At 73.5% G+C, this 22,744-nt stretch carries 9 protein-coding genes; 4 read left to right on the plus strand and 5 right to left on the minus strand.

Features of this window, described 5'->3' with window-relative positions; genetic code table 11:
- Positions 1 to 35: 35 nt before the first annotated feature.
- The 5 genes from AB0447_RS16050 to AB0447_RS16070 form a co-directional block, all read right to left on the minus strand.
- A complete protein-coding gene (locus AB0447_RS16050; protein WP_366477263.1) occupies positions 36 to 845 on the minus strand; it encodes a zinc ABC transporter substrate-binding protein in 810 nt (269 codons plus the stop codon).
- Positions 803 to 1,672 (minus strand): metal ABC transporter permease, encoded by an 870-nt coding sequence (locus AB0447_RS16055; protein ID WP_366477264.1) that lies wholly within the window; start codon positions 1,670 to 1,672, stop codon positions 803 to 805. The genes AB0447_RS16050 and AB0447_RS16055 overlap by 43 nt, the downstream gene beginning before the upstream one ends.
- Entirely contained in the window at positions 1,669 to 2,304 is a 636-nt protein-coding gene (locus tag AB0447_RS16060; protein ID WP_366477265.1) for an ABC transporter ATP-binding protein, read from the minus strand. Before AB0447_RS16060 ends, AB0447_RS16055 begins: the two co-directional genes overlap by 4 nt.
- Positions 2,305 to 2,382: 78 nt before the next feature.
- The gene (locus AB0447_RS16065) at positions 2,383 to 2,937 is read right to left on the minus strand and encodes a MarR family transcriptional regulator (RefSeq protein ID WP_366477266.1); all 555 of its coding nucleotides are present in this window, start codon (positions 2,935 to 2,937) and stop codon (positions 2,383 to 2,385) included.
- A 164-nt stretch (positions 2,938 to 3,101) separates the two neighbouring features.
- On the minus strand, positions 3,102 to 4,049 hold the full coding sequence (locus tag AB0447_RS16070) for a methionyl-tRNA formyltransferase (RefSeq protein ID WP_366477267.1): 948 nt from the start codon (positions 4,047 to 4,049) through the stop codon (positions 3,102 to 3,104).
- Positions 4,050 to 4,295: 246 nt separating this feature from the next.
- Here AB0447_RS16070 and AB0447_RS16075 point away from each other — a divergent pair, with 246 nt between their 5' ends.
- The 4 genes from AB0447_RS16075 (at position 4,296) to AB0447_RS16090 (ending at position 22,637) form a co-directional block, all read left to right on the plus strand.
- The gene (locus AB0447_RS16075; protein WP_366477268.1) at positions 4,296 to 5,645 is read left to right on the plus strand and encodes a lysine N(6)-hydroxylase/L-ornithine N(5)-oxygenase family protein; all 1,350 of its coding nucleotides are present in this window, start codon (positions 4,296 to 4,298) and stop codon (positions 5,643 to 5,645) included.
- A 145-nt stretch (positions 5,646 to 5,790) separates the two neighbouring features.
- On the plus strand, positions 5,791 to 6,777 hold the full coding sequence (locus AB0447_RS16080) for an iron-siderophore ABC transporter substrate-binding protein (RefSeq protein WP_366477269.1): 987 nt from the start codon (positions 5,791 to 5,793) through the stop codon (positions 6,775 to 6,777).
- 48 nt (positions 6,778 to 6,825) lie between these two features.
- Entirely contained in the window at positions 6,826 to 22,428 is a 15,603-nt protein-coding gene (locus tag AB0447_RS16085) for an amino acid adenylation domain-containing protein (protein WP_366477270.1), read from the plus strand.
- Positions 22,425 to 22,637 carry an MbtH family protein gene (locus AB0447_RS16090; protein WP_366477271.1) on the plus strand — a complete coding sequence of 71 codons (213 nt, stop codon included), beginning with the start codon at positions 22,425 to 22,427 and terminating at the stop codon, positions 22,635 to 22,637. The genes AB0447_RS16085 and AB0447_RS16090 overlap by 4 nt, the downstream gene beginning before the upstream one ends.
- Positions 22,638 to 22,744: the final 107 nt, after the last annotated feature.

The raw sequence follows: 22,744 nt of genomic DNA on the forward strand, positions 1-22,744 counted from the left end.
CCCGGCCCCTGCCTCTGCCCCTGTCCCGACAGCGGTCAGGAGCCGGCCATGGCCTTCTTCAGCTCCGCCGCCGCATTGCGGTACACGGAGAGGAGGTCGAGGTCCTCGCCCGGGTAGTTGACGATCCGCACCTGCCGGGCGCCCGACCCGGGCAGCACCGTGCCGGTGGACATGTGCGCGTTGTCCAGCACCAGCGCCGGCTTCTTCGCGGAGAGTTCGGCGAGCTGCGCGGGAGTCACCGCCTCCGGCCCGTACGTGCCGACGCTGTTCGCGCCCGCGAGCTTCGCCGACCAGGCGGTGAACACCTGGCTGACCACGGCCGGGCTCTGCCCGCCCGGCCAGGCCGCCTTCAGCTCGCCGTTCAGCCGGGCGTACTCGCCGTCGAAGCCGGACTTCCACTTCTTCCCGGCGTCCTCGGTGCCGAACAGCGCGGCGAGCCGGGCCACCTCGGCCCCCGCCTTCTCCGGGTCGTTGTCCAGGTTCACCTGGACCAGCTTCGCCTTCGAGCCCGCGGCCTCCTTGATCTTCTCGGCGTACGGCTCGAACGGCGCGTACAGCACGAAGTCGGCCTTCGCCACGGCGGCCAGGTCGGAGGGCTTGGGGTCGTAGTCCGGCGCGTGGTGCACCGACTGCGGCACGATGACCTCGATGTCCTCGGCGCCCGCGGCCTTGGCGAAGGCGCCCTCCCAGGTGGTGGTGACCACCACCACGGGCTTGCGCTCCGCGGTCCGGTCCTCGTCGTCCCGGGCGGGTGGGTCGTTGTCGTCGCCGCAGCCCGTCAGCAGGACTGCCAGGGGCGCACTCAGTGCGAGGAGGGAAGCGATGCGGACGCGGGTGCGCGCCATGAGCCGGTTCTCCGTTCCGGAACGAGATGGACGGCGAGGACGACGGCCCCCGCCGTGAGGACGAGGACCGGCCCGGGCGGCCAGTCCAGCCAGAGGGCCACGAGGAACCCGGTCAGATTCACGAACACGCCGAAGGCGACCGCCCAGAGCGTGATCGAGACGAGGGAGCGGCCCAGCCGGCGGGCCGCCAGCGCGGGCAGCAGGGTCAGGGCGTCGACGAGCAGGGCGCCGGTCAGCTTGATCGCCCCGGCGACCGAGACGGCGACCAGGACCAGCAGCACCAGCGTCAGTCCGCGCACGGGCACGCCCGAGCAGTGCGCGAGCTCCCGGTCGTACAGCAGCAGCGCCAGATCCCGGCGCCGCCACCAGAACAGCGCCGGCACGGCCGCCGCCAGTACGCCCAGGACGACGAGGTCCGCGGTGCCGACGGACAGGATCGACCCCCACAGCAGGGCGAACGCCCCCGAGGCGTTGACCCCGGTCACGGCGAGCACGAGCAGGGCGGCGGCGATGGCCAGGCTCATCAGCAGGCCCATCGCCCCGGACAGCCCGTCCGGGGTCCGGGCCAGCGGGGCGACCCCCGCACCGGCCAGGGCGCAGGCCACCAGCGCGCACAGCATCGGGTCGAGGCCCGTCCACAGGGCGACGGCGATGCCCAGCAGGGCCACGTGCATCATCGCGAACCGCACCGGCATGATGTCCAGCCCGACGATGACCACGCCGATCACCGGCAGTCCGACGGCGGCCAGCAGCAGCGCGAACCCGGCCCGCTGCACCGGCACCAGCTGCAGCAGCTCGCCCAGGTCGGCTGCGGCGACGGGATTCACCGGACCTCCCGCAGGCGTCCGGCCGCCATCTCCAGGACCCGGTCGCAGCGTTCGGCGAGCGCCCGGTCGTGGGTGACGACCATCACGGTGACCGGCAGGGAGGCCAGCACGTCGGCGGCCTCCGCCTGCCCGTCGAAGTCCAGGGCGGCGGTCGGCTCGTCCGCGAGCACCACCTGCGCCCCGGCCGCCACACAGCCCATCGCCCGGGCGAGGTACATGCGCTGGAGCTGCCCGCCCGACAGGGTGTGCAGCGGCCGCCGGACGAGTTCGGCGACCCCCAGCCGGGCGGCCGCCTCCGCGGCCTCGGCGGGGGCGCCGCTGCTGGCCAGCAACTCCCCGCCCAGCAGCGGGAACCGGCCCACGGCGGGCTTCTGCGGGATCCAGGCGCAGGACCGGCGCCGCCAGGCGCGGTCCGCTGCCGACCCGGTCCCGCGCCCGCCGATCAGGATCGCCCCGCTGTCCTGGCGGTGCAGTCCGAGGACGGCCCGCAACAGGGTGGTCTTTCCGGAGCCGTTGGTCCCGGTCAGGGCGATCCGCTCACCGGCCGCGATCTCCAGGTCCACGTCCAGCACGGCGGGCACCCGCCCGTGCGAGCACGCGACCCCCCGCATGCGTACGTCCAGCCCGCCCATCGCGTCCCTTTCCCGTCGGCCACATGCCAGTAGTCGGACGGCGCACCCGGCGGGTTCCCGGGGGGACGGAAACGGGGACTACTGCTCCGCGCCGGCCGCCCGGCCGGTGGCCGAGGGGACAGACGGGGCCGAGGGGGCAGACGTAGCAGACGGGGCGGTCGGGGCGAGGTGGCCGTGCACGCGCTGGAGCAGCGCGGACAGCCGGTCGCGTTCCGACCGGTTCAGCGGGGCGAGGAGGTCCCCGTCGGTGGTCGCGATGTCGGCGTTGACGCGGTCGAGGGCGGCCCGACCGGCCGGGGTGAGCCGCACCAGGATGCGCCGCCGGTCGCCGGTGTCCCGTACGCAGACCACCTGGCCCTTGCCGACCAGGTCGTTCACCACCTTGACCAGGTCGCTGGGGTTCATGTCCAGCCGGGTCGCCAGCGTTCCCTTGGACTGCGGGCCGTGGTCGGCCAGCAGGTCCAGCACGGTCAGGTGCCAGAGCCGCATCCCGTGGGCGGTGAGCTTCTCCGTGAGCCGGCGGCGCGCGGCCTTGCCGATCGCGTACATGAGATAGGCGTTGAGCCCGAGCACGCCCGGCGCGTCGTCCGCTCCGATGACGGCGGACCGCTGCTCCATTGCTCTCCCTCGCATGCTCTCCCTCCCGGGGTGGGACGTGGGGCCGCCCGAGCCTACCCCTGGGTGGCGGACCGTCAGAAATGCGTCGCCGCCGCGTGGACAGGGCAGTCCACGCGGCGGCGACGACCGGCGGCCCCGGGGCCATCGGAGGGGACGCCGGCGGTTTTGGGGGGTGTTCCCTACGGGCGGCTGGTGAGGTATCCGCCCATGCGGGTGAAGTAGTCGGTGGCGAACATCTCCTCGCCTGCTTCGGTGCGCACCCGGGTGATGGCGAGGCCGTGGTTGCGGCCGGTGCGGGCGTCGGCTCCGGCGACGATCACCACGCCGTTGCCCTCGCGGTAGAAGATGCGGCCGGGCGTGCCGCCGTACTTCGCCTCCGAGACGACCGCACCGATGATCTCCAGGCGGCGGCCCTTGTGGTAGGTGAAGGCGGACGGGTACGGCGCGGACTGCGCGCGCACGAGACGCTCCAGCTCCTCGGCGGACCAGTTCCAGTCGATCCGGATGTCCTCTTCCGCCCGCTTGTGGAAGAAGCTGGCCTGCGACCGGTCCTGCGGGGTGAACTCCGTCTCACCGGCCGCGATCCGGGCGAGCGCGCCGACGGTGACCGGGGCGATCAGGTCGCAGGTCTTGTGGAACAGGTCGGTGGTGGTGTCGGTGGGGCCCACCGGCACGGCCTGCTGGAGCACGATGTCCCCGGCGTCGAGGGTGTCGTCCATCATGTGGGCGGTGACGCCGACTTCGGTCTCGCCGTTGATCAGGGCCCAGATGAGCGGGGAGAACCCGGCGTACTTGGGCAGCAGCGAGTCGTGCACGTTCAGGGTGCCGTACTTGGGCAGGCCGAAGATCCGCGGCGGGATCCAGGTCCGCCAGTTGTTGGCGACGATGATGTCCGGCTCGGCCTCCTTGAGCCGGGTGAACAGCTCTTCGTCGTCGGGCCGGTTGCGGATCAGGACGGGCACGTTGTGCTCTGCGGCGAGATCGGCGACGGAGTCGCTCCAGATCTTTTCGTAGGCGTGGTCGCTCTTCGGGTGGGTGACGACCATGACCACGTCGTGCTCGGAGTCCAGGAGCGCTTGCAGGGTGCGGTGCCCCCAGGTCTGATAACCGAACATGACGACCCGCATAGGGTTCCTCCTCAGAGCAGTGATGCAACGGGGCCAGTAAAGCAAGGCTTACCTAAGTGTGCAACGGGGTCCGTTTTGCACCGGGTTCAGCCCCCCGGCCTGGGACGACGCCCGATATGCCCGGTCGACAGCTGCAAAAGATCAGGTTAGCCTTGCCTAAGTAATCGGGTCGACGCCTCCTCGGCGTGCCCAGCTCTTGGTTCCCCAGCGCCTGACAAGCGGCTGCCCCGCACGATTGGGAGTGACATGTCACAGGCTCTTCCTGACGACGCACCTTTGATCCACGACCTCATCGGAATCGGCTTCGGCCCGTCCAATGTGGCCATGGCGATCGCGCTCAGCGAGCACAACGCAAGCGTCGGACGGCAGGAGGCGGTCACTGCACACTTCTTCGAGCGGCAGCCGGAGTTCGGCTGGCACCGCGGCATGCTGATCGACGATGCCACGATGCAGGTCTCCTTCATGAAGGACCTGGTGACCCTGCGGAACCCGGCCAGCGAGTACAGCTTCCTCTGCTACCTGCAGAGCAAGGGCCGGCTGATCGACTTCGTCAACCACAAGAACCTGTTCCCGCTGCGCGTGGAGTTCCACGACTACTTCCAGTGGGCCGCGGCCAAGGTCGACGACATGGTGTCCTACGGCTGCGAGGTCGTCGCCGTCCGCCCCGTCGTCGAGGACGGCGTGGTGCAGTACATGGACGTCACCGCCCGCTCCGGCTCGGAGCTCGTGGTCCACCGGGCCCGCAACCTCGTCATCGGCACCGGCCTGACGCCGCGGATGCCGGAGGGCGTGGAACGTACCGAGCGCATCTGGCACAACTCCGACCTGCTGGCCAAGGTCGAGGGCCTCAAGGACTCCGAGCCGAGCCGCTTCATCGTGGTCGGCGCCGGGCAGAGCGCCGCCGAGAACGTCGCCTACCTCCACCGGACCTTCCCCACCGCCGAGGTCTGCGCCGTCTTCTCCCGCTACGGCTACAGCCCCGCCGACGACAGCAGCTTCGCCAACCGGATCTTCGACCCGGCCGCGGTCGACGAGTACTACACCGCGCCGGAGGACATCAAGCAGAAGCTGATCGGCTACCACGGCAACACCAACTACTCCGTGGTGGACATCGATCTGATCGACGACCTCTACCGCCAGGAGTACCAGGAGAAGGTCCTCGGCACCGAGCGCCTGCGCTTCCTGAAGGTCTCCCGGCTGACCGACGTCGTGGAGACCCCCGACAAGGTCCGCACGACGGTCGAGTCGCTCGTCACGGGGGAGAAGACCCCGCTCGACGCCGACGTCCTGGTCTACGCGACCGGTTACCGCTCCGCCGACGCCCTCGGCCTGCTCGGCGAGGTCGAGGAGTACGTCCACCGCGACGAGCACGGCAGGGTCCGCGTCGAGCGCGACTACCGCATCACCACCGACCCCGAGGTGCGCTGCGGGATCTACCTCCAGGGCGGTACGGAGCACACCCACGGCATCACGTCGTCCCTGCTGTCCAACACCGCCGTCCGCGTCGGCGAGATCCTCGACTCCGTCATCGACAACGGGCGGGAGACGGCGGCCGCCGTCGAGCTCCCCGCCGACGAGATCGCCTCGACGCTCTGACATCCCCCCGACCGTTGCGCCTGCCCGGTGTTCCCATGGCACCGGGCCGGTGGTCTGCGCACTGTGAAAAACCCCCGTGAAAGGAACACTCGTGTCCGTTGGCAAGCGCCCCGCGCTGACGAGAGCAGTCAGGAACATCCCCCGCGTGGCAATCGCCGCAGCCGCCGCGCTCGTTCTGAGCGCCTGCAGCGGCGGTGACGAGAAGGCCGATTCCAAGCCGTCCGGTTCGGGCGACACCAAGGCGTCCGGTGCCTTCCCGGTCACCCTGGAGCACAAGTACGGCAGCACCACCATCTCCGCCGAGCCGAAGAAGGTCGTCACCCTCGGCCTCTCCGACCAGGACGCGGTACTGGCCCTCGGCGTCAAGCCGGTCGGCTCGGTGGACTGGTTCAAGGAGCAGCCGTACGGCAAGTGGCCGTGGGCCAAGGACCTGTGGGGCTCCACCCCGCCGCAGGTCGTCGGCGAGCGCGACGAGTACAACATGGAGAAGATCGCGGCCCTCAAGCCGGACCTGATCATCGCCCAGTACTCGGGCATGAAGAAGGAGCAGTACGACACCCTCTCCAAGATCGCCAAGGTGGTCGCGCAGCCCAAGGGCGCCGAGGACTACCAGGCCGACTGGCAGACCATGACCAAGCAGATCGGCAAGGCGCTCGGCAAGGACGCCGAGACCGAGAAGCTGATCGCCGGCATCGACGCCAAGTTCAAGGCCGTCAGCGACAAGCACCCCGAGTGGAAGGGCAAGACGGTCTCCGTCGGCGAGCCCTACGAGCCCGGCAAGTTCTCCGCGTTCTCCCCGAACGACCCCAAGCTGAAGTTCTTCGCCGGCATGGGCTTCGGCACCACCGACGCCTACCGCGCCGCCCTCGGCAAGGAGAACATCGCCGACCTCAGCTCCGAGCGCCTCGACGTGATGGAGGCCGACCGGACCGTGTGGCTGGGCACCCCCGACACCGAGAAGGCCATGAAGGCCGACCCGCTGTACCAGAAGACCAAGGTCAACCAGGAGAAGCGCGACCTCTTCCTGCCCTACGACAGCCCGGACATCGGCGCCGCGCTGTCCTTCAACACGGTGCTGAGCATCCCGTACGCCATCGACCAGGTGGTGCCGCGGCTCGAAGCCATCAAGTAACGCCGCAGCACCAGTACTGACGCACGACCAGGGAAAGGCCTTCGAACGATGTTTGACGCCGAGTCGGACCGGACTTCTGCCGCCGGGACACCCGTCACCGGTGGGCAATCCGGAATTTGGCTTGCTCAGCAGATCGAGCCGGACAGCTCGGCCTTCAACGTCTCGTTCACCCTGGAACTCCGCGGGTACGCCGACCTCGACCGCCTGACCGCCGCCGTGCGGCAGGCGGTCGAGGAAGCGGAATGCCTGCACGTCGTCGTCGAGGAGGCCGCGGACGGCAGCCCCCGCCAGCTGCCCCGCCGCTTCCCCGTCGAGATGCCCGTCGTCGACCTGCGCGAGGACGCGGACCCCGAGAGCGCCGCCTGGGACTGGATGAGCGCCCACCGCGCCCGGCCGATCGACCTCGCGGCCGGCCCGCTGTACTCCCACACCCTGCTGCGGCTCGCCGACGACCGGGTGCTCTGGTACCAGTGCTACCACCACATCGTCATCGACGGCGTGAGCATCGCCCTGCTCTCCCGCCGGGCCGGCGAGCTCTACACCGGCGGTGAGTCCGGCGGCGACGCCACCGGCGGCTCCAGCGGCGAGTCCACCGGCGGCTCCACCGGCGCGGCCGACTGGTCGCACGGCCGGCTCGCCGCCTCCGAGACCGCCTACCGCGCCTCCGCGCAGTACGCCGCCGACCGCGCCTACTGGCTCGACCGGCTCGCCGACCGCCCGGAGCCGGTCCGCCTCGTCGAGCGCGCCCCGAAGCTGATAGCCCGGCGGTTCCGCCGTACGACGGAACTGTCCGCCCCGGACACCGCCCGCCTGCGGGACGCCGCCGCGGCCGCCGGCGTCCGCATGTCCCGTCTGCTCGTCGCCGCCGTGGCCGCCTACCTGCACCGGGTCACCGGCGAGCAGGACATCGTCCTCGGACTGCCGGTCACCACCCGGCAGGACCCCGCGGCCGCCGGCGTCCCCGGCATGGTCTCCAACATCCTCCCGCTGCGCCTGGCCGTCCGGCCCGGCATGACCGGCACGGAGCTGATGGCCGAGGTCCGGACCCGGATCGCCGAGACCGTCGAGCACGGCCGCTACCGGGCCGAGGACCTGGCGAAGGACCTTGGCCTGGTCGAGGGCGTCGCCGAACTCGTCGGCCCCACCGTCAACATCCTGCCCGGCACCGACTGGCTGCACTTCGGCGACCTCGTCTGCGACCTGCGCCCCCAGTGGATGGGCCCGGTCAGCGACCTGGCGATCACCGTCGGCGAATCCCTGCGCGGTGCCGCCCGCATCCTCTTCGACGCCGACGCGGACGTGTGCGACGAGGACGCCCTGGTCGCACACCAGCACCGCTTCGGACTCCTCCTCGACGCCCTCGTCGCGGCCCCCGACCAGCCGCTGGGCCACATCGAACTGACCACCGCCGCCGAACGCACCCGGCTGCTGGAGGAGTTCGGGACCGCGCCCTGCGAGTCCCCCGAACTGACCTGGCCGGCCGCCTTCGAACAGCAGGCACACCGCACCCCCGACGCCGTCGCCCTGGTCTGCGAGGACCGGGAGCTGACCTACGCGGAGCTGGACGCCGCCGCCAACCGGCTCGCCCGCCTGCTCGCCGCCCGCGGCGTGGGCGCCGAGGACGTCGTCGGCGTGGCCCTGCCCCGCTCGCCCGAGCTCGTCACCGCCCTGCTCGCGGTGATGAAGACCGGCGCCGCCTACCTGCCGCTGGACTCCGACCACCCGCAGGACCGCCTCGCCTACATGCTCCAGGACGCCGGTGCCCGCACCGTCGTGACCGCGCGCGAACAGGCCGAAGGCCTGCCCGAGCTCCCGGGCCTCGGCCTGGTCCGCCTCGACGACCCGGAGACCGCCGCCGGCCTCGCCGCGCAGGACCCGTCCGCCCTCGGCCTGGACATTCCGCTGGACCGGGCCGCGTACGTCATCTACACCTCCGGCTCCACCGGCCGCCCCAAGGGCGTCGTGGTCCCCCACGACGGCGTCGGCAGCCTGATCGCCACCGCCACCGAGCGGATCGGCATCACCCCGGACAGCCGGGTCGTCCAGTTCGCCTCCGTCGGCTTCGACGTGACGGTCTGGGACCTGATCATGTCCCTGTGCGTCGGCGGCCGGATCATCATCGTCCCCACCGAGCGCCGGGTCGCGGGCCCCGCCCTCACCGACTACATCGCGGCGCACCGGGCCACCCACATGATCCTGCCGCCCTCGCTGGTGTCGGCCCTGCCGCAGGACTGCGAACTGCCCGAGGGCGCGGTCCTCGTGGTCGGCACCGAGGCGGTGCCGAGCGAGCTCATCGCCCGCTGGGCCGACCGGCTCCAGATCGTCGTCGCCTACGGCCTGACCGAGGCGAGCGTCAACTCCACCCTGTGGCTGGCCCGGGCGGACTGGCAGGGCCCCGCCCCGATCGGCGAGCCCGACCCCAACACCCGTGCCTACGTCCTGGACTCCGCCCTGCGGCCCGTCCCGGTCGGCGTCGAGGGCGAGCTGTACGTCGCCGGGCGCGGCCTGGCCCGCGGCTACCTGGGCCGCGCCGGACTGACCTCCGAGCGCTTCGTCGCCGACCCGTTCGGCGAGCCCGGCAGCCGGATGTACCGCACCGGCGACCGGGTCCGCTGGTCCGCCGAGGGCAACCTCGACTTCCTCGGCCGCGCCGACGGCCAGATCAAGATCCGCGGCCACCGCATCGAACCCGGCGAGATCGAGAGCGCGTTCATGGCCTGCGCGGGCATCGCCCAGGCCGCCGTCCTGGTCCGCGAGGACCAGCGCGCCGCCAAGCGGCTCGTCGCCTACCTGGTGGCCGACGCCTCCCTGGACGCCGCCGGCGCCGAGGCGGCCGTCACCGCCGCCCGCGCCGAGGCCGCCCAGGGCCTGCCCGACTACATGGTGCCCTCGGCCGTGGTCCGCATGGACGGCCCGCTGCCGCTGACCCCCAACGGCAAGCTCGACGCCCGCGCCCTGCCCGACCCGCAGTGGACCGCGATGACCGGCGACGCGGCCCCCACCACCCCCGCCGAGGCCACCCTCGCCGCGCTGTTCGCCGACGTCCTCGGGCTGCCCTCGGTCGGCGTCCACGACAGCTTCTTCGAGCTCGGCGGCGACAGCATCGTCGCCATCCAGCTGGTCACCCGCGCCCGGGCGGCCGGTTTCGCGATCAGCCCCCGCGAGGTGTTCCGGCTCCGTACGGTCGCCGCCCTCGCCCGCGCCGCCGGCGACGCCCCGGACCTGCCGCAGGCCCCCGCCGCGCTGCCCGAGCCGTTCTCCCTGGTCCCGCTGACCGCCGCGGACCGGGCCGCGTTCGCCGACGGCCTCGGCGAGCTGCTGGACGTGGTCCCGGCCACCCCGCTGCAGGAAGGATTCTTCTTCCACGCCGCCATGGACCGCGACGGCGCCGACGGCTACGCCGTCCAGGACACCGTCGAACTCGGCGGCGACGTGGACCCCGAGGCCCTGCGCGCCGCCGTCCAGCGCCTCCTCGACCGCCACCCCCTGCTGCGCGCCGCCTTCCGCCAGCACCCCGACGGGCCCGTCGTCCAGGTCATCGGCGCCGACGTCGCCCTGCCCTGGCGGTTCACCGACCTGACCGGCCAGGACCCGGCCCGGCAGCAGGCCGCCGTCGAGGAGATCGCGGCCGCCGAGCGCGACCGCGGCTTCGACCTCGGCGCCCCGCCGCTGATGCGCGCGGCCCTGGTCCGCCTCGACGGGCAGCGCTCCCTGCTGGTGCTGACCATGCACCACATCATCGTCGACGGCTGGTCCGTCTCCCTGGTCATGCGGGAACTCCTGGACGGCTACCGGCCCGGCGCCCCCGCCGAGGCCACCGCGCCCGACCCGGCCTACCGCGCCTACACCGGCTGGCTGGCCGGCCGCGACCGCGAGCTGGCCCGCGCGGCCTGGCGGGACGCCCTCGCCGGACTCGACGCCCCCGCCGGACTGCCCGTGCGCGCCGCCGAACAGGCCGGCGCCGCGACCGGCCGGATCACCCTGGAGCTGTCCGCCGAGCACACCGAGGCGCTGACCGCCCGGACCCGGCGTCTCGGACTCACCCTCGGCACCGTGGTGCAGGGCGCCTTCGGCCTGGTCCTCGGCGATGTCGTCGGAGCCCAGGACCTGGTCCTCGGCACCACCGTGTCGGGCCGTCAGGCCCCCGTGGAGCACATCGAGAGCCTCGTCGGCCTGCTCATCAACACCGTGCCCGCCCGGCTGAGCTGGCGCCCCGAGCAGCCCCTCGCCGAGGTCCTCGCCCGGTTCCAGGACGGCCAGGCCGACCTGCTGGACCACCAGCACCTGGGCCTCGCCGAGATCCAGCGGGCCGTCGGCCGCAGCGACCTGTTCGACGCGCTCGTCGTGGTGGAGAACCTGCCCGAGGCCGGCGACGCGGCCGACCCGCAGGGCCTGATCCGGATCCTCGGATCCGAGATCCGCGACTCGGTGCACTACCCGCTCGCCCTGACCGTGCTGCCCGGCGAGACCCTCCGGCTCCAGCTGGACCACGACCCGGCCCGGCTCGACGCCCCCGCCGCCACCCGCTTCGCCGGCCGGCTCCGGTCCCTGCTGGAGCAGGTCACCGCCGACCCGGAGCTGCCGGTCGGCCGGCTCGCCGCGCAGTCCCCGGACGACCTGCGGAGCACCCTCGCCGCCCTCGCCGGAGCCGAGCGGGAGGTCCCCGCCGGCACCGTCCACGGCGCCTTCGAGGAGCAGGTCCGCCGCACCCCCGACGCCGTCGCCCTGATCCACGAGGGCGGCCGGACCTCGTACGCCGAACTCGACGCCCGCGCCCAGGCGCTGGCGCACCGGCTGGCCGCCGGCGGGGTGACCGCCGAGTCCGTGGTCGCCGTCGCCGTCCCCCGCTCCGCCGACACCCTGGTCGCCCTGCTGGGCGTCCTCAAGGCAGGCGCCGCCTACCTGCCCGTCGACGTGGACTACCCGGCCGACCGGGTCCGCCACATGCTGACCGACTCCGGTGCCCGCACCGTCGTCGCCACCGAGGACTCCCTGGCGAAGCTGCCCGCCCTCGACGGCGTCACCCCCGTCCTCCTCGACGGCGCCGGGGCGGCGGCCGGGGCAGCGGCCGCGACCGCTCCCGGAGCCGCCGCGCCCGCACCCGTCGACCCGGACGGCGCCGCGTACGTGATGTACACCTCCGGCTCCACCGGCCTGCCCAAGGGCGTGGTGGTCCCGCACCAGGCCGTCGTCGGCCAGCTGGCCTGGACCGCCCGGGAGTTCGGCTTCGGCCCCGGCGAGCGGGTGCTGCACCAGTACTCGACCAGCTTCGACCCCTCCGTCCAGGAGATCTTCGTACCCCTGCTCACCGGCGGCACCGTGGTCGTCGCCAAGCCGGACGGCCACCGCGACCCGGCCTACCTCGCCGAGCTGATCCGCACCGAACAGGTCACCAACGTCGACCTGGTGCCCTCCCTCTACACCGCCCTGCTCGCCGAAGAGGTGGACGGCGTCCCCTGGTGGGCGAGCCTGCGCCGCGCGTTCAGCGGCGGCGAGGCCCTGCCCGTCCCGCTCGCCCGGCGCTGGCAGGAGCGCACCGGCGTGCCCCTGCACAACGTGTACGGGCCCACCGAGGCGGTCATCCAGGTCACCAGCTGGGAGGCGGGCACCGAGTCCGCCGAAGCGGCCACCGTGCCCATCGGGCGGCCGGTGTGGAACACCCGGCTGCACGTCCTCGACCGGTACCTCCGCCCGGTGGCCCCGGGCGAGCCGGGCGAGCTCTACCTCGCGGGCGCCCAGCTCGCCCGCGGCTACCACGGACGCACCGCGCTCACCGCGGAGCGGTTCGTCGCCGATCCGTTCGGCACTCCGGGCGCGCGGATGTACCGCACCGGAGACATGGTCCAGTTCAGCGCGGACGGTGTGCTCACCTACCTCGGGCGCACCGACCACCAGGTCAAGATCAGGGGAAACCGAGTGGAACTCGGGGAAATCGAAGCCCGACTGCGGGACGAGCCGGCCGTCACCGACGCGGTGGTCGTCGCCCGCGACGACGAGCGCGGCGTCAAGCAGCTGGTGGCCTACCTGGTCCCGGCCCAGGGCCGGAGCGCCGACACCCTCGACACCGAGGCCGTACGCGCCGGGCTGACCGCCAAGCTGCCCGCGCCCATGGTGCCCAGCCACTTCGTCGCCCTGGACGCGCTGCCGCTCACCCCGGGCGGCAAGACCGACCTGAAGGCCCTGCCGGCCCCCGCGGTCCGCCGCAAGCCCGGCCGCAGCTCCCGCGAGGGCCGCGAGCAGCAGCTCTGCGCGATCTTCGCCGAGGTGCTCGGCCTCGACGCGGTCGACGCCGACGAGGACTTCTTCATGCTCGGCGGCGACAGCATCCTCTCCATGTCCGTCGCGAGCCGGGCCCGCAAGGCCGGCCTCCAGGTCAGCCCCCGCGAGGTCTTCGAGCACCGCACCCCGGCCGCGCTGGCCGCCGCCACCGGCGGCGCCGCGGACACCCCCGCCGCCCCGGCCGCGGACACCGACGGCGTCGGCGACATCACCCTGCTGCCCATCGTCCACCAGCTCCGCGAGGACGGCGGCCCCATCGGCCGGTTCAACCTGTCGATGCTGCTCCAGGCGCCCGCGGCCGCCGACACCGCCGCCCTGACCCGGATCCTCCAGGCCGTCCTGGACCACCACGACGGCCTGCGCATGAGCCTGACCCGGATGGACCTCGGCCCGGCCATCCCGGCCCTCTGGTCCGCCGTCACCACCCCGGCCGGCAGCGTGGACGCCGCCGCCCTGCTGCACCGCGTCGACGCCACCGGACTCGACGAGGCCGCCCTGCGCGCCCTGATCACCCGGGAGTCGGACGCCGCCGCCGGCCGCCTCGACCCCGACACCGGCGCCATGCTCCAGGCCGTCTGGTTCGACGCGGGCACCGGGGTGCCCGGCCGGCTGCTGCTCGTCGTCCACCACCTGGTGATCGACGGCGTGTCCTGGCGCGTCCTCCTCGGCGACCTCGCCGCCGCCTGGGCGGCCGTCGCCCAGGGGCAGCGGCCCGAGCTGGAACCCGTACCCTCCTCGCTGCGCCGCTTCGCCCGGGAGATCGCCGAACAGGCCACCTCCCCACAGCGGCAGGCCGAACTCCCGTACTGGGCCAAGACCCTGGCCCCCGGCGCCGAGCTGGTCCCGGGCGCCGGCCGCACCGGCACCGCCGGATCCGCGCAGGACCACACCGTCACCCTCTCCACCGAGGAGACCCGCGCCCTGCTGACGGCGGTCCCGGCCACCGCCGGCGCCGACGTCACCGAGGTGCTGCTCGCCGCCCTGCGCCTGGCGGTCTCCCGTCGGCACGGCGACCGCGGCGCCGGCGCCGGTGTCGACCTGCTGGTCGACCTGGAGCGCCACGGCCGCGACGGCACCGGCCTGGACCTGTCCCGCACCGTGGGCTGGTTCACCGGCCTGCACCCGGTCCGGCTGCCCGCCGCCGACACCGCCCTGGACACCCTCAAGCTGGTCAAGGAGGCCGTCCGCTCGGCCCCCGACTCCGGCGCCGGCTACGGCATGCTGCGCTACCTCAACCCGCAGCTCGCCCCGGTGTTCGCCCAGCTGTCCACCGCCCAGGTGCTGTTCAACTACTTCGGCCGGCTCCCCGCCGACCAGACCGTCGACTGGGCGCCCGCCGCCGAGTCCGACGCGCTGGCCGTGGAACCGGACGCCGACCTCGCCATGCCGTACCCGCTCCAGATCAACGCGGTGTGCGCGGACACCCCGCACGGCCCCGAACTGCGGGCCACCTGGACCTGGCCCGCCGGACAGGCGCTCGACGAGGAAGACGTCCGCGCCCTCGGCCGGGCCTGGGCCGACGCCCTGCGCGAACTCATCGCCCAGGCCGCCGGAACCGGCTCGACCACCCGCGCCCTCACCCCGTCCGACCTGCCGCTGGTCCGGCTCACCCAGGCCGAGATCGACCGGATCGAACAGGTCAGCCCGGTCCCCGTCGCCGACATCTGGCCGCTGTCCCCGCTGCAGGAGGGCATCCACTTCCACGCCAGCTACGACACCGACGGCCTGGACGTCTACACCGCGCAGGACTGCTTCGACTTCGGCGTCCGGCTGGACCTGGAGCGGCTGCGCGCCGCCTGCGCCACCCTGCTCGCCCGGCACCCCAGCCTGTGCGCCGGCATCACCTCCGACGGCCTGACCTCCCCGGTGCAGTTCGTCGGCCCGGCCGCCGAGATCCCCGTCCCGCTGACCGAGACCGACCTGACCGGCCTCACCGAGGAGCAGCGGCAGGCCCGGCTCGCCGAGATCGCCGACGCCGACCGGCTGCGCCGCTTCGACCTGGACCGGCCCCCGCTGTTCCGGCTCCAGCTGATCCGGCTCACCGAGCACACCGACCGCCTCATGCTCAGCCACCACCTGGTGGCCTGGGACGGCTGGTCCCAGTCCCTGTTCCTCGACGAGCTGCTCGCCCTGTACGCGGCGGCCGGCGACGACACCGGGATGCGCACCCCCGGCAGCTACCGCGACTACCTGAGCTGGCTCGACGGGCAGGACTTCGACGCCGCCCGCGCCACCTGGCAGCGCGCCCTCGCCGGACTCGAGGAGCCCACCCTGGTCGCCCGCGGCCGCGGCGGCGAGCCGACCATCCCGCGCCGCCACTCCCTCGACCTGGGCGCCGAGCTCAGCGACCGGCTGCGCGGCTCCGCCCGCGAACACGGCCTGACCATCAACGCGGTGCTGTCCGCCGCCTGGGCGCTCGTCCTGTCGGCCGCCGTCGGCCGCCACGACGTGGTGTTCGGCGCCACCGTCGCCGGCCGCCCGGCCGACGTGCCCGGCGCCGACACGACCATCGGCATGTTCCTCAACACGGTGCCCCTGCGGATCGCCCTGCGCCCCGAGGAGACCGTCGCCGAGCTGCTGCGCCGGGTCCAGTCCGAGCGCATGGCCCTGATGGACCACGAGTACCTGGGCCTGGCCGAGCTCCAGCGGGCCGGCGGCCACGGCGTCCTCTTCGACACCCTGTACGTGCTCCAGAACTTCGCCGACGAAGGCGCCTTCCGCGAGCTCACCGAACGCCACGGCATCACCGGAGTGGGCAGCGTCGACGCCACCCACTACCCGCTGACCCTGATCGTCAACCCGGCCGAGCGGGTCCAGGTCAAGCTGGAGTACCGGCCCGACCTGATCGACGACGAGCAGGCCGCGGCCACCCTGAACCGCTACCGCACCCTGGTGGAGCGCCTCCTGGGCGACCTCACCGCCCAGGTCGGCACCCTGGACCTGCTGCTCCCCGACGAGCACGCCGCGCTGACCTCCGCCTGGGAAGCCAGCAACGAGCCGGTCCCGAACGAGACCGTCGCCGACATGCTCGCCGCGCAGGTCGCCCGTACCCCGGACGCCGTCGCCCTCGTCTTCGGCGACACCGCCCTCACGTACGCCGAACTGGACGCCCGGATCAACCGGCTGGCCCGGCTGCTGCTGGCCCGCGGGGCCGGCCCCGAGCGGACCGTCGCCCTGGCGCTGCCCCGCTCCATCGAGATGGTCGTCGCCCTGTTCGCGGTCCTGCGCACCGGCGCCGCCTACCTGCCGCTGGACCTGGACCACCCGGCCGACCGGCTCCGCCTGATGGTCGAGGACACCGGGCCGCTGTGCCTGCTGTCCACCACCGCGGTCGCCCCGACCCTGCGCGCCGAAACCGGCCCGCTCGCCCCCGAGATCGCCCTGGACGCCCCGGCCGTCGCCGCCGAACTCGCCGCCCTCCCCGGCGACGAGATCACCGACGCCGAGCGCCCCGCGTTCGCGCACTCGGTGGCCGGCCGGCTGGAGCACCCCGCGTACGTCATCTACACCTCCGGCTCCACCGGCAAGCCCAAGGGCGTCGTCACCCCGTACCGCGGTCTGACGAACATGCAGCTCAACCACCAGGTGGAGGTGTTCGATCCGGCCATCGCCTCGGCCGGCGGACGGCGCCTGCGCATCGCGCACACCGTCTCCTTCGCCTTCGACATGTCCTGGGAGGAGCTGCTCTGGCTCGTCGAGGGCCACGAGGTGCACGTCTGCGACGAGGAGCTGCGCCGCGACGCCGAAGCGCTGGTCGCCTACTGCGACCGCAACCGCGTCGACGTCGTCAACGTCACCCCCACCTACGCCCAGCTGCTCATCGAAGAGGGCCTCCTCGAGCACGACGAGGCCGCGGGCAAGCACCGCCCGGCCCTGGTCCTGCTCGGCGGCGAGGCCGTGTCCGACACCGTCTGGACCCGCCTCGCCGACACCGAGGGCACCTACGGCTACAACCTGTACGGCCCGACCGAGTACACGATCAACACCCTCGGCGGCTCCACCGCCGACAGCCCCACCCCCACCGTCGGCCGCCCCATCCGCAACACCCGCGGCTACGTCCTCGACGCCATGCTGCGGCCCGTCCCGCCCGGCTGCCCCGGCGAGCTGTACATCGCCGGCACCGGCCTGGCCCGCGGCTACCACGACCGGCCCGGCCTGACCGCCGAGCGGTTCGTCGCCGACCCGTTCGGCGCCCCCGGCAGCCGCATGTACCGCACCGGCGACCTCGTCCGGCAGCGGCCCGACGGCCTGATCGACTTCCTCGGCCGCACCGACGACCAGGTCAAGATCCGCGGCTACCGGATCGAACTCGGCGAGATCTCCACCGCCCTGTCCGCCCACCCCGACGTCGCGCACGCCGCCGTCGTCGTCAACGAACAGGCCGGCGGCAAGCGCCTGGTCGGCTACGTCGTCCCCGAGGAGACCGCCGAGCGCGGCGAGGCCCTGGTGCAGAGCCTGCGCGAGCACCTCAAGACCGCCCTGCCCGACTACATGGTCCCGGCCGCCCTGGTGGCCGTGGACACCCTGCCGCTGACCGTCAACGGCAAGCTCGACACCAAGGCGCTGCCCGCCCCCGAGTTCGCCGGCCCCGGCACCAGCCGGACCCCCCGCACCCCGCAGGAGGAGACCCTCTGCGCGCTGTTCGCCTCGGTCCTCGGCCTCCCCGAGGGCAGCGTCGGCATCGACAGCGACTTCTTCGAGCTCGGCGGGCACTCCCTGCTCGCCACCCGCCTGATCGGCCGCGCCCGCACCGCCCTCTCGGCGGAACTGGCCATCCGCGACCTCTTCGAGGCCCCGACCGTCGCCGAACTCGTGGAGCGCGCGGCCGGCGCGCAGACCGGCGGACGCCCCGCCCTGACCGCCGGCGAACGCCCCGAGGAGCTGCCGCTCTCGCACGCCCAGCAGCGCCTGTGGGTCATCCAGCAGATCGAGGACACCTCGGCCGCCTACAACTTCCCGCTGGTGATGCGCCTGCACGGCACCCTCGACACGGAGGCCTGGCGGACCGCCCTGGCCGACGTGACGGACCGCCACGAGGCCCTGCGCACGCTCTTCGCCGAGCGCGACGGCCAGGCGTACCAGCGGGTGCTGCCCGCCGGGCAGGCCCACCCGCCGGTGGAGCACCTGCGCGCCACCGAGGACGAGGTCCAGGCCCTGGTCGACGCGGCCATCAACCGGCCCTTCGACCTCGCCGCCGAACTCCCGCTGCGCGCCACCGTCATCGAGGTGGCACCCGAGGAGCACGTCGTCGTGATCCTCCTGCACCACATCACCACCGACGAATGGTCGGACCGCCCCTTCCTCGGCGACCTGGCCGCCGCCTACGCCGCCCGCCGGTCCGGCACGGCCCCGCACTGGGAGCCGCTGCCGGTCCAGTACGCCGACTACGCGCTGTGGCAGCAGAAGCTGCTCGGCGACCCGGCCGACGCGCAGAGCCTGGCCGCCCGGCAGCTGGACTACTGGCACCGGACCCTGGACGGCGCGCCCGAGGAACTGGAGCTGCCCACCGACCGGCCCCGCCCGGCCCGCCCGGCCTTCACCGGAGCCGAACTCGACGTCGAGTTCGACGGCGCGGCCTACCAGGGCCTGAAGCGGCTGGCGAAGGAGAACGGCGCCAGCATGTTCATGGTGGTGCACGCGGCCGTCGCCACCCTGCTCCACCGCATCGGCGCCGGCACCGACATCCCGCTCGGCTCGCCCATCGCCGGGCGCGGCGACGAAGCCCTCGACGACCTCGTCGGCTTCTTCGTCAACACCCTCGTCCTGCGCACCGACCTCAGCGGCGACCCCACCTTCACCGAGCTGCTGGCCCGGGTCCGCGACACCGACCTGGCCGCCTTCTCCCACGCCGACGTGCCCTTCGAGTCCGTCGTGGAGAAGCTGAACCCCACCCGCTCGCTGGCCCGCAACCCGCTGTTCCAGGTGATGGTCGGCTACCACGCCCGCACCGAGGGCGAACTGGACCTGGCCGGCCTGGGCGTGGAGTACGTGCCCTTCCGGATCCGCTCCGCCAAGTTCGACCTGGTGTTCAGCTTCACCGAGCAGACCGCCGCCGACGGCGACGGCGGCTCCCTGGTCTGCCGCCTGGAGTTCGCCACCGAACTCTTCGACACCGAGACCGCCGAGCGGATCGGCGAGCGCCTCGCGGCCCTCGTCGCCGGCCTGGCCGAAGCCCCCGACCGGCCCGTGTCGGCCGCCCCGCTGCTCGTCGGCGACGAGCGCCGCCTCGTCCTGGAGGGCTTCAACGGCACCCCCCGCGAGGTCGACGAGCTGTCGCTGCCCGCCCTGTTCGCCCGGCACACCGCCGAGCGGCCCGACGCGGTCGCCGTCGTCGACCGCTCGACCCGGGTGAGCTACGCCGAGCTGGACGCCCGGTCCAACCGGATCGCCCGGCTGCTGGCCGCACACGGCGTCGGCCCCGAGAGCGTGGTCGGCGTGGCCGTGCCCCGCTCGGCCGACATGATCGCCACGGTGCTGGCCGCCCTGAAGCTCGGCGCCGCCTTCCTGCCGCTGGACCTGGTCCACCCCGCGGACCGGCTCGGCTACATGATCGAGGACTCCCGGGCCGCCCTCGTGGTCGGCACCGAGCCGGTGGCCGGGAAGATCCCCGGCATCGCGGGCGTCCCCGTGCTGCTCCTCGACGAGCCCCGCACCGCCGCCGCCCTCGCGGAGCTCCCCGAGTCCGCCCCGTCCGCCCCCGAAGTGCTCCTCGACCAGGCGGCGTACGTCATCTACACCTCCGGCTCCACCGGCCGGCCCAAGGGCGTCGTCGTCCCGCACGAGGGCATCTCCAGCCTGGTCGCCACCGCGGTCGACCGGATGGGCCTGGAGGCCGACAGCAGCGTGCTGCAGTTCGCCTCCATCGGCTTCGACGTGTTCGTGTTCGAGCTCGCCATGGCCCTCTGCCACGGCGGACGGCTGGTGCTCATCGCCGAGGAGGCCCGGGTCGCCGGACCGGCCCTGACCGACTTCCTGGCCGAGCACGGGATCAGCCACATGATCCTGCCGCCTTCCCTGGTCTCGGCCCTGCCCGCCGGCTGCGAACTCCCCGAAGGATCGACCGTCCTGGTCGGCACCGAGACCGTGCCGCCGGACCTGTTCGAGCGGTTCGGCGCCACCGCCGACCTGATCTGCGCGTACGGACTGACCGAGGCCACCGTCAACTCGACCCTGTGGCCGTCCCGCGACGCGCAGCTGAGGCCCGGCGCCCGGGTGCCGATCGGCATCCCCGACCCCAACACGGTCTGCTACGTCCTGGACGACCGGCTCGCGCCCGTCCCGCCCGGCGTGGTCGGCGAGCTGTACGTGTCCGGACGCGGCCTGGCCCGCGGCTACCTCGGCCGGTTCGGGCTCACCGCCGAGCGGTTCGTCGCCGACCCGTACGGTCCGCCCGGCAGCCGCATGTACCGCACCGGGGACCGCGCGCGCTGGCGCCGCGACGGCAACCTGGACTTCCTCGGCCGGGTCGACACCCAGGTCAAGATCCGCGGCTTCCGCATCGAGCTCGGCGAGATCGAGGCCGCGCTCGCCGGACACCCGGCCGTCAGCCAGGCCACGGTGGTGCCCGACCGCGACGGCGACATCGTCCGCCTGGTCGGCTACGTCGTCCCCGAGGCCGGCGAACTCGACCCGCAGGACCTGCGGGCGCACGTCGCCGGGCAGCTGCCGGAGTACATGGTGCCCGCCCTCGTCGTGCCCCTGGACGGACCGCTGCCGCTCACCCCCAACGGCAAGCTGGACCACAAGGCGCTGCCCGCGCCCGACTGGACCGGCATGACCGGCGACGCCCGCCCGGCCAACGCCACCCAGGCCCGGCTCGCGGAGCTGTTCGGCGAGATCCTCAAGCTCGACGAGGTCGGCGTCCACGACAACTTCTTCGCCCTGGGCGGCCACTCGATGGCCTCCATGCGCCTCCTCGGCCGGATCCGCACCGAGTTCGGCGTCGAGCTCGGCATCCGCGACGTCTTCGACGCCCTCACCGTCGCCGGCCTCGCCGCCAAGCTCGACGGTGCGGCCGCCGCCCGCCCGGCCCTGCGCCCGGCGGGCCCCCGCCCGGCCGGCGAAGAGCCCGCGCTGGCACCCGTACAGCGCCGGCAGTGGGCGGCGTACGAGCGCTGGGACGGCTTCGACCACGGCCTGGTGCTGCGCTCACCCGGCGCCCTGGACCCCGCGGCGCTGGCCGCGGCCCTCGACGACGTGGTCACCCGTCACGAACCGCTGCGGACCAGGTTCACCGAGCGGGACGGCACCGTGCACCGGCAGCCCGCCCCGCACCCGGTCCTGGAGCAGGAGCAGTGCGCCGACCTCGACGCCCGGCTCGCCGAACTCGCCGCGCTCCACCCCGACCTGCGGCGCGAGGCCCCGCTGCGGGCCCGGCTGCTCACCGGCGCCGACGGCACCCAGGCGCTGCTGCTGACCGCGCACTACCTGGCCGTGGACGAATGGTCCGTGGTGCCGCTCTTCCGCGACCTCACCGGTGCGTACGAGGCCAGGCTGCAGGGCGCAGCCCCCGAGTGGGAGCCGCTGCCCGTCAGCTACGCCGACTACGCGGACTGGGCCCACCGGGTCCTCGGCGACCTCGACGACCCCGACAGCCTGGGCGGGCGTCAGCTCGCCTCCTGGCAGCGGACCCTGGACGGCATCCCGGAGCTGCTGGCCCTGCCCACCGACCGGCCGCGGCCCAAGGCGCCGGCCGTCCGCGGCCCGGGCGGCGACTACGTCTCCTTCGTCCTGGACGAGCAGCTGCACGCGGACGTGGACGCGCTCGCCCAGCGGACCGGCACCAGCATGTTCATGGTCCTGCACTCGGCCCTGTCGGCCCTGCTCACCGCCCACGGCGCAGGCACCGACCTGCCCATCGGTACCATGGTCGCCGGCCGCGGTGAGGATCAGCTGGCCGACCTGGTCGGCTGCTTCTTCAACACCGTGGTGCTGCGCACCGACACGGCGGGGGACCCGACCTTCGCCGAACTGCTGGGCCGGGTGCGGGAGACCACGCTCAACGCCCTGGACCGGCAGGACGTCCCGTTCGACGCGGTCGTCCGCGCGACCGCGCTGCCCGCGGAGGGGCCGCAGGTCATGGTGATCCACCATGAGCAGGCGGACCTCGGGCAGCTGGAAGGGGGCATGGGCTCCTTCCACGCGGTGCCGACCGGCTCGGCGAAGGCGGAGCTGACGCTCAGCTTCTACGAGCCGCGCGGCGACGGGCCGGTGCACTGCGAGCTGATCCACGCGACGGACCTGCTCGGCCGGGCCAAGGCCCGCCGGCTCGCCGACGAACTTCACGCGCTGCTGCGCCATGTGGCGGCCGACCCCGGACAGCCGCTCTCGGAGCTGTTCACCGTTATGTCCATGAGGAGTGAGAACGCATGACCACCAACCCGTTCGAGGACCCGCAGGGCCGTTTCCTGGTCCTGGTCAACGACGAGAACCAGCACTCGGTGTGGCCGTCCTTCGCCGAGGTGCCGGCGGGCTGGCGGACCGTGTTCGGCGAGGACACCCGGGACGCCTGCCTCTCCTACGTGGAGTCCCACTGGACGGACCTGCGCCCGGCGAGCCTGATCGCGGCCCAGCAGTCCTGACCGCCTGACGGGCCCCGGCCCGCCCGGAATCCCCGGAACCCCGGAATCCCCGGGATCCCCCGGAAGCCCCCGGCAGCCGCTCACCGCGGCGGCCGGGGGCTTCGGCG

Source organism: Streptomyces sp. NPDC051211 (assembly GCF_040689505.1).
GTDB lineage: Bacteria > Actinomycetota > Actinomycetes > Streptomycetales > Streptomycetaceae > Streptomyces.

Excerpts from the sequence above, each read along its gene's own strand:
- AB0447_RS16050 (WP_366477263.1), bottom strand. The coding sequence starts at position 845 with ATGGCGCGCACCCGCGTCCGCATCGCTTCCCTCCTCGCACTGAGTGCG.
- AB0447_RS16060 (WP_366477265.1), bottom strand. The coding sequence starts at position 2,304 with ATGGGCGGGCTGGACGTACGCATGCGGGGGGTCGCGTGCTCGCACGGG.
- AB0447_RS16065 (WP_366477266.1), bottom strand. The coding sequence starts at position 2,937 with ATGCGAGGGAGAGCAATGGAGCAGCGGTCCGCCGTCATCGGAGCGGAC.
- AB0447_RS16070 (WP_366477267.1), bottom strand. The coding sequence starts at position 4,049 with ATGCGGGTCGTCATGTTCGGTTATCAGACCTGGGGGCACCGCACCCTG.
- AB0447_RS16075 (WP_366477268.1), top strand. The coding sequence starts at position 4,296 with ATGTCACAGGCTCTTCCTGACGACGCACCTTTGATCCACGACCTCATC.
- AB0447_RS16085 (WP_366477270.1), top strand. The coding sequence starts at position 6,826 with ATGTTTGACGCCGAGTCGGACCGGACTTCTGCCGCCGGGACACCCGTC.
- AB0447_RS16090 (WP_366477271.1), top strand. The coding sequence starts at position 22,425 with ATGACCACCAACCCGTTCGAGGACCCGCAGGGCCGTTTCCTGGTCCTG.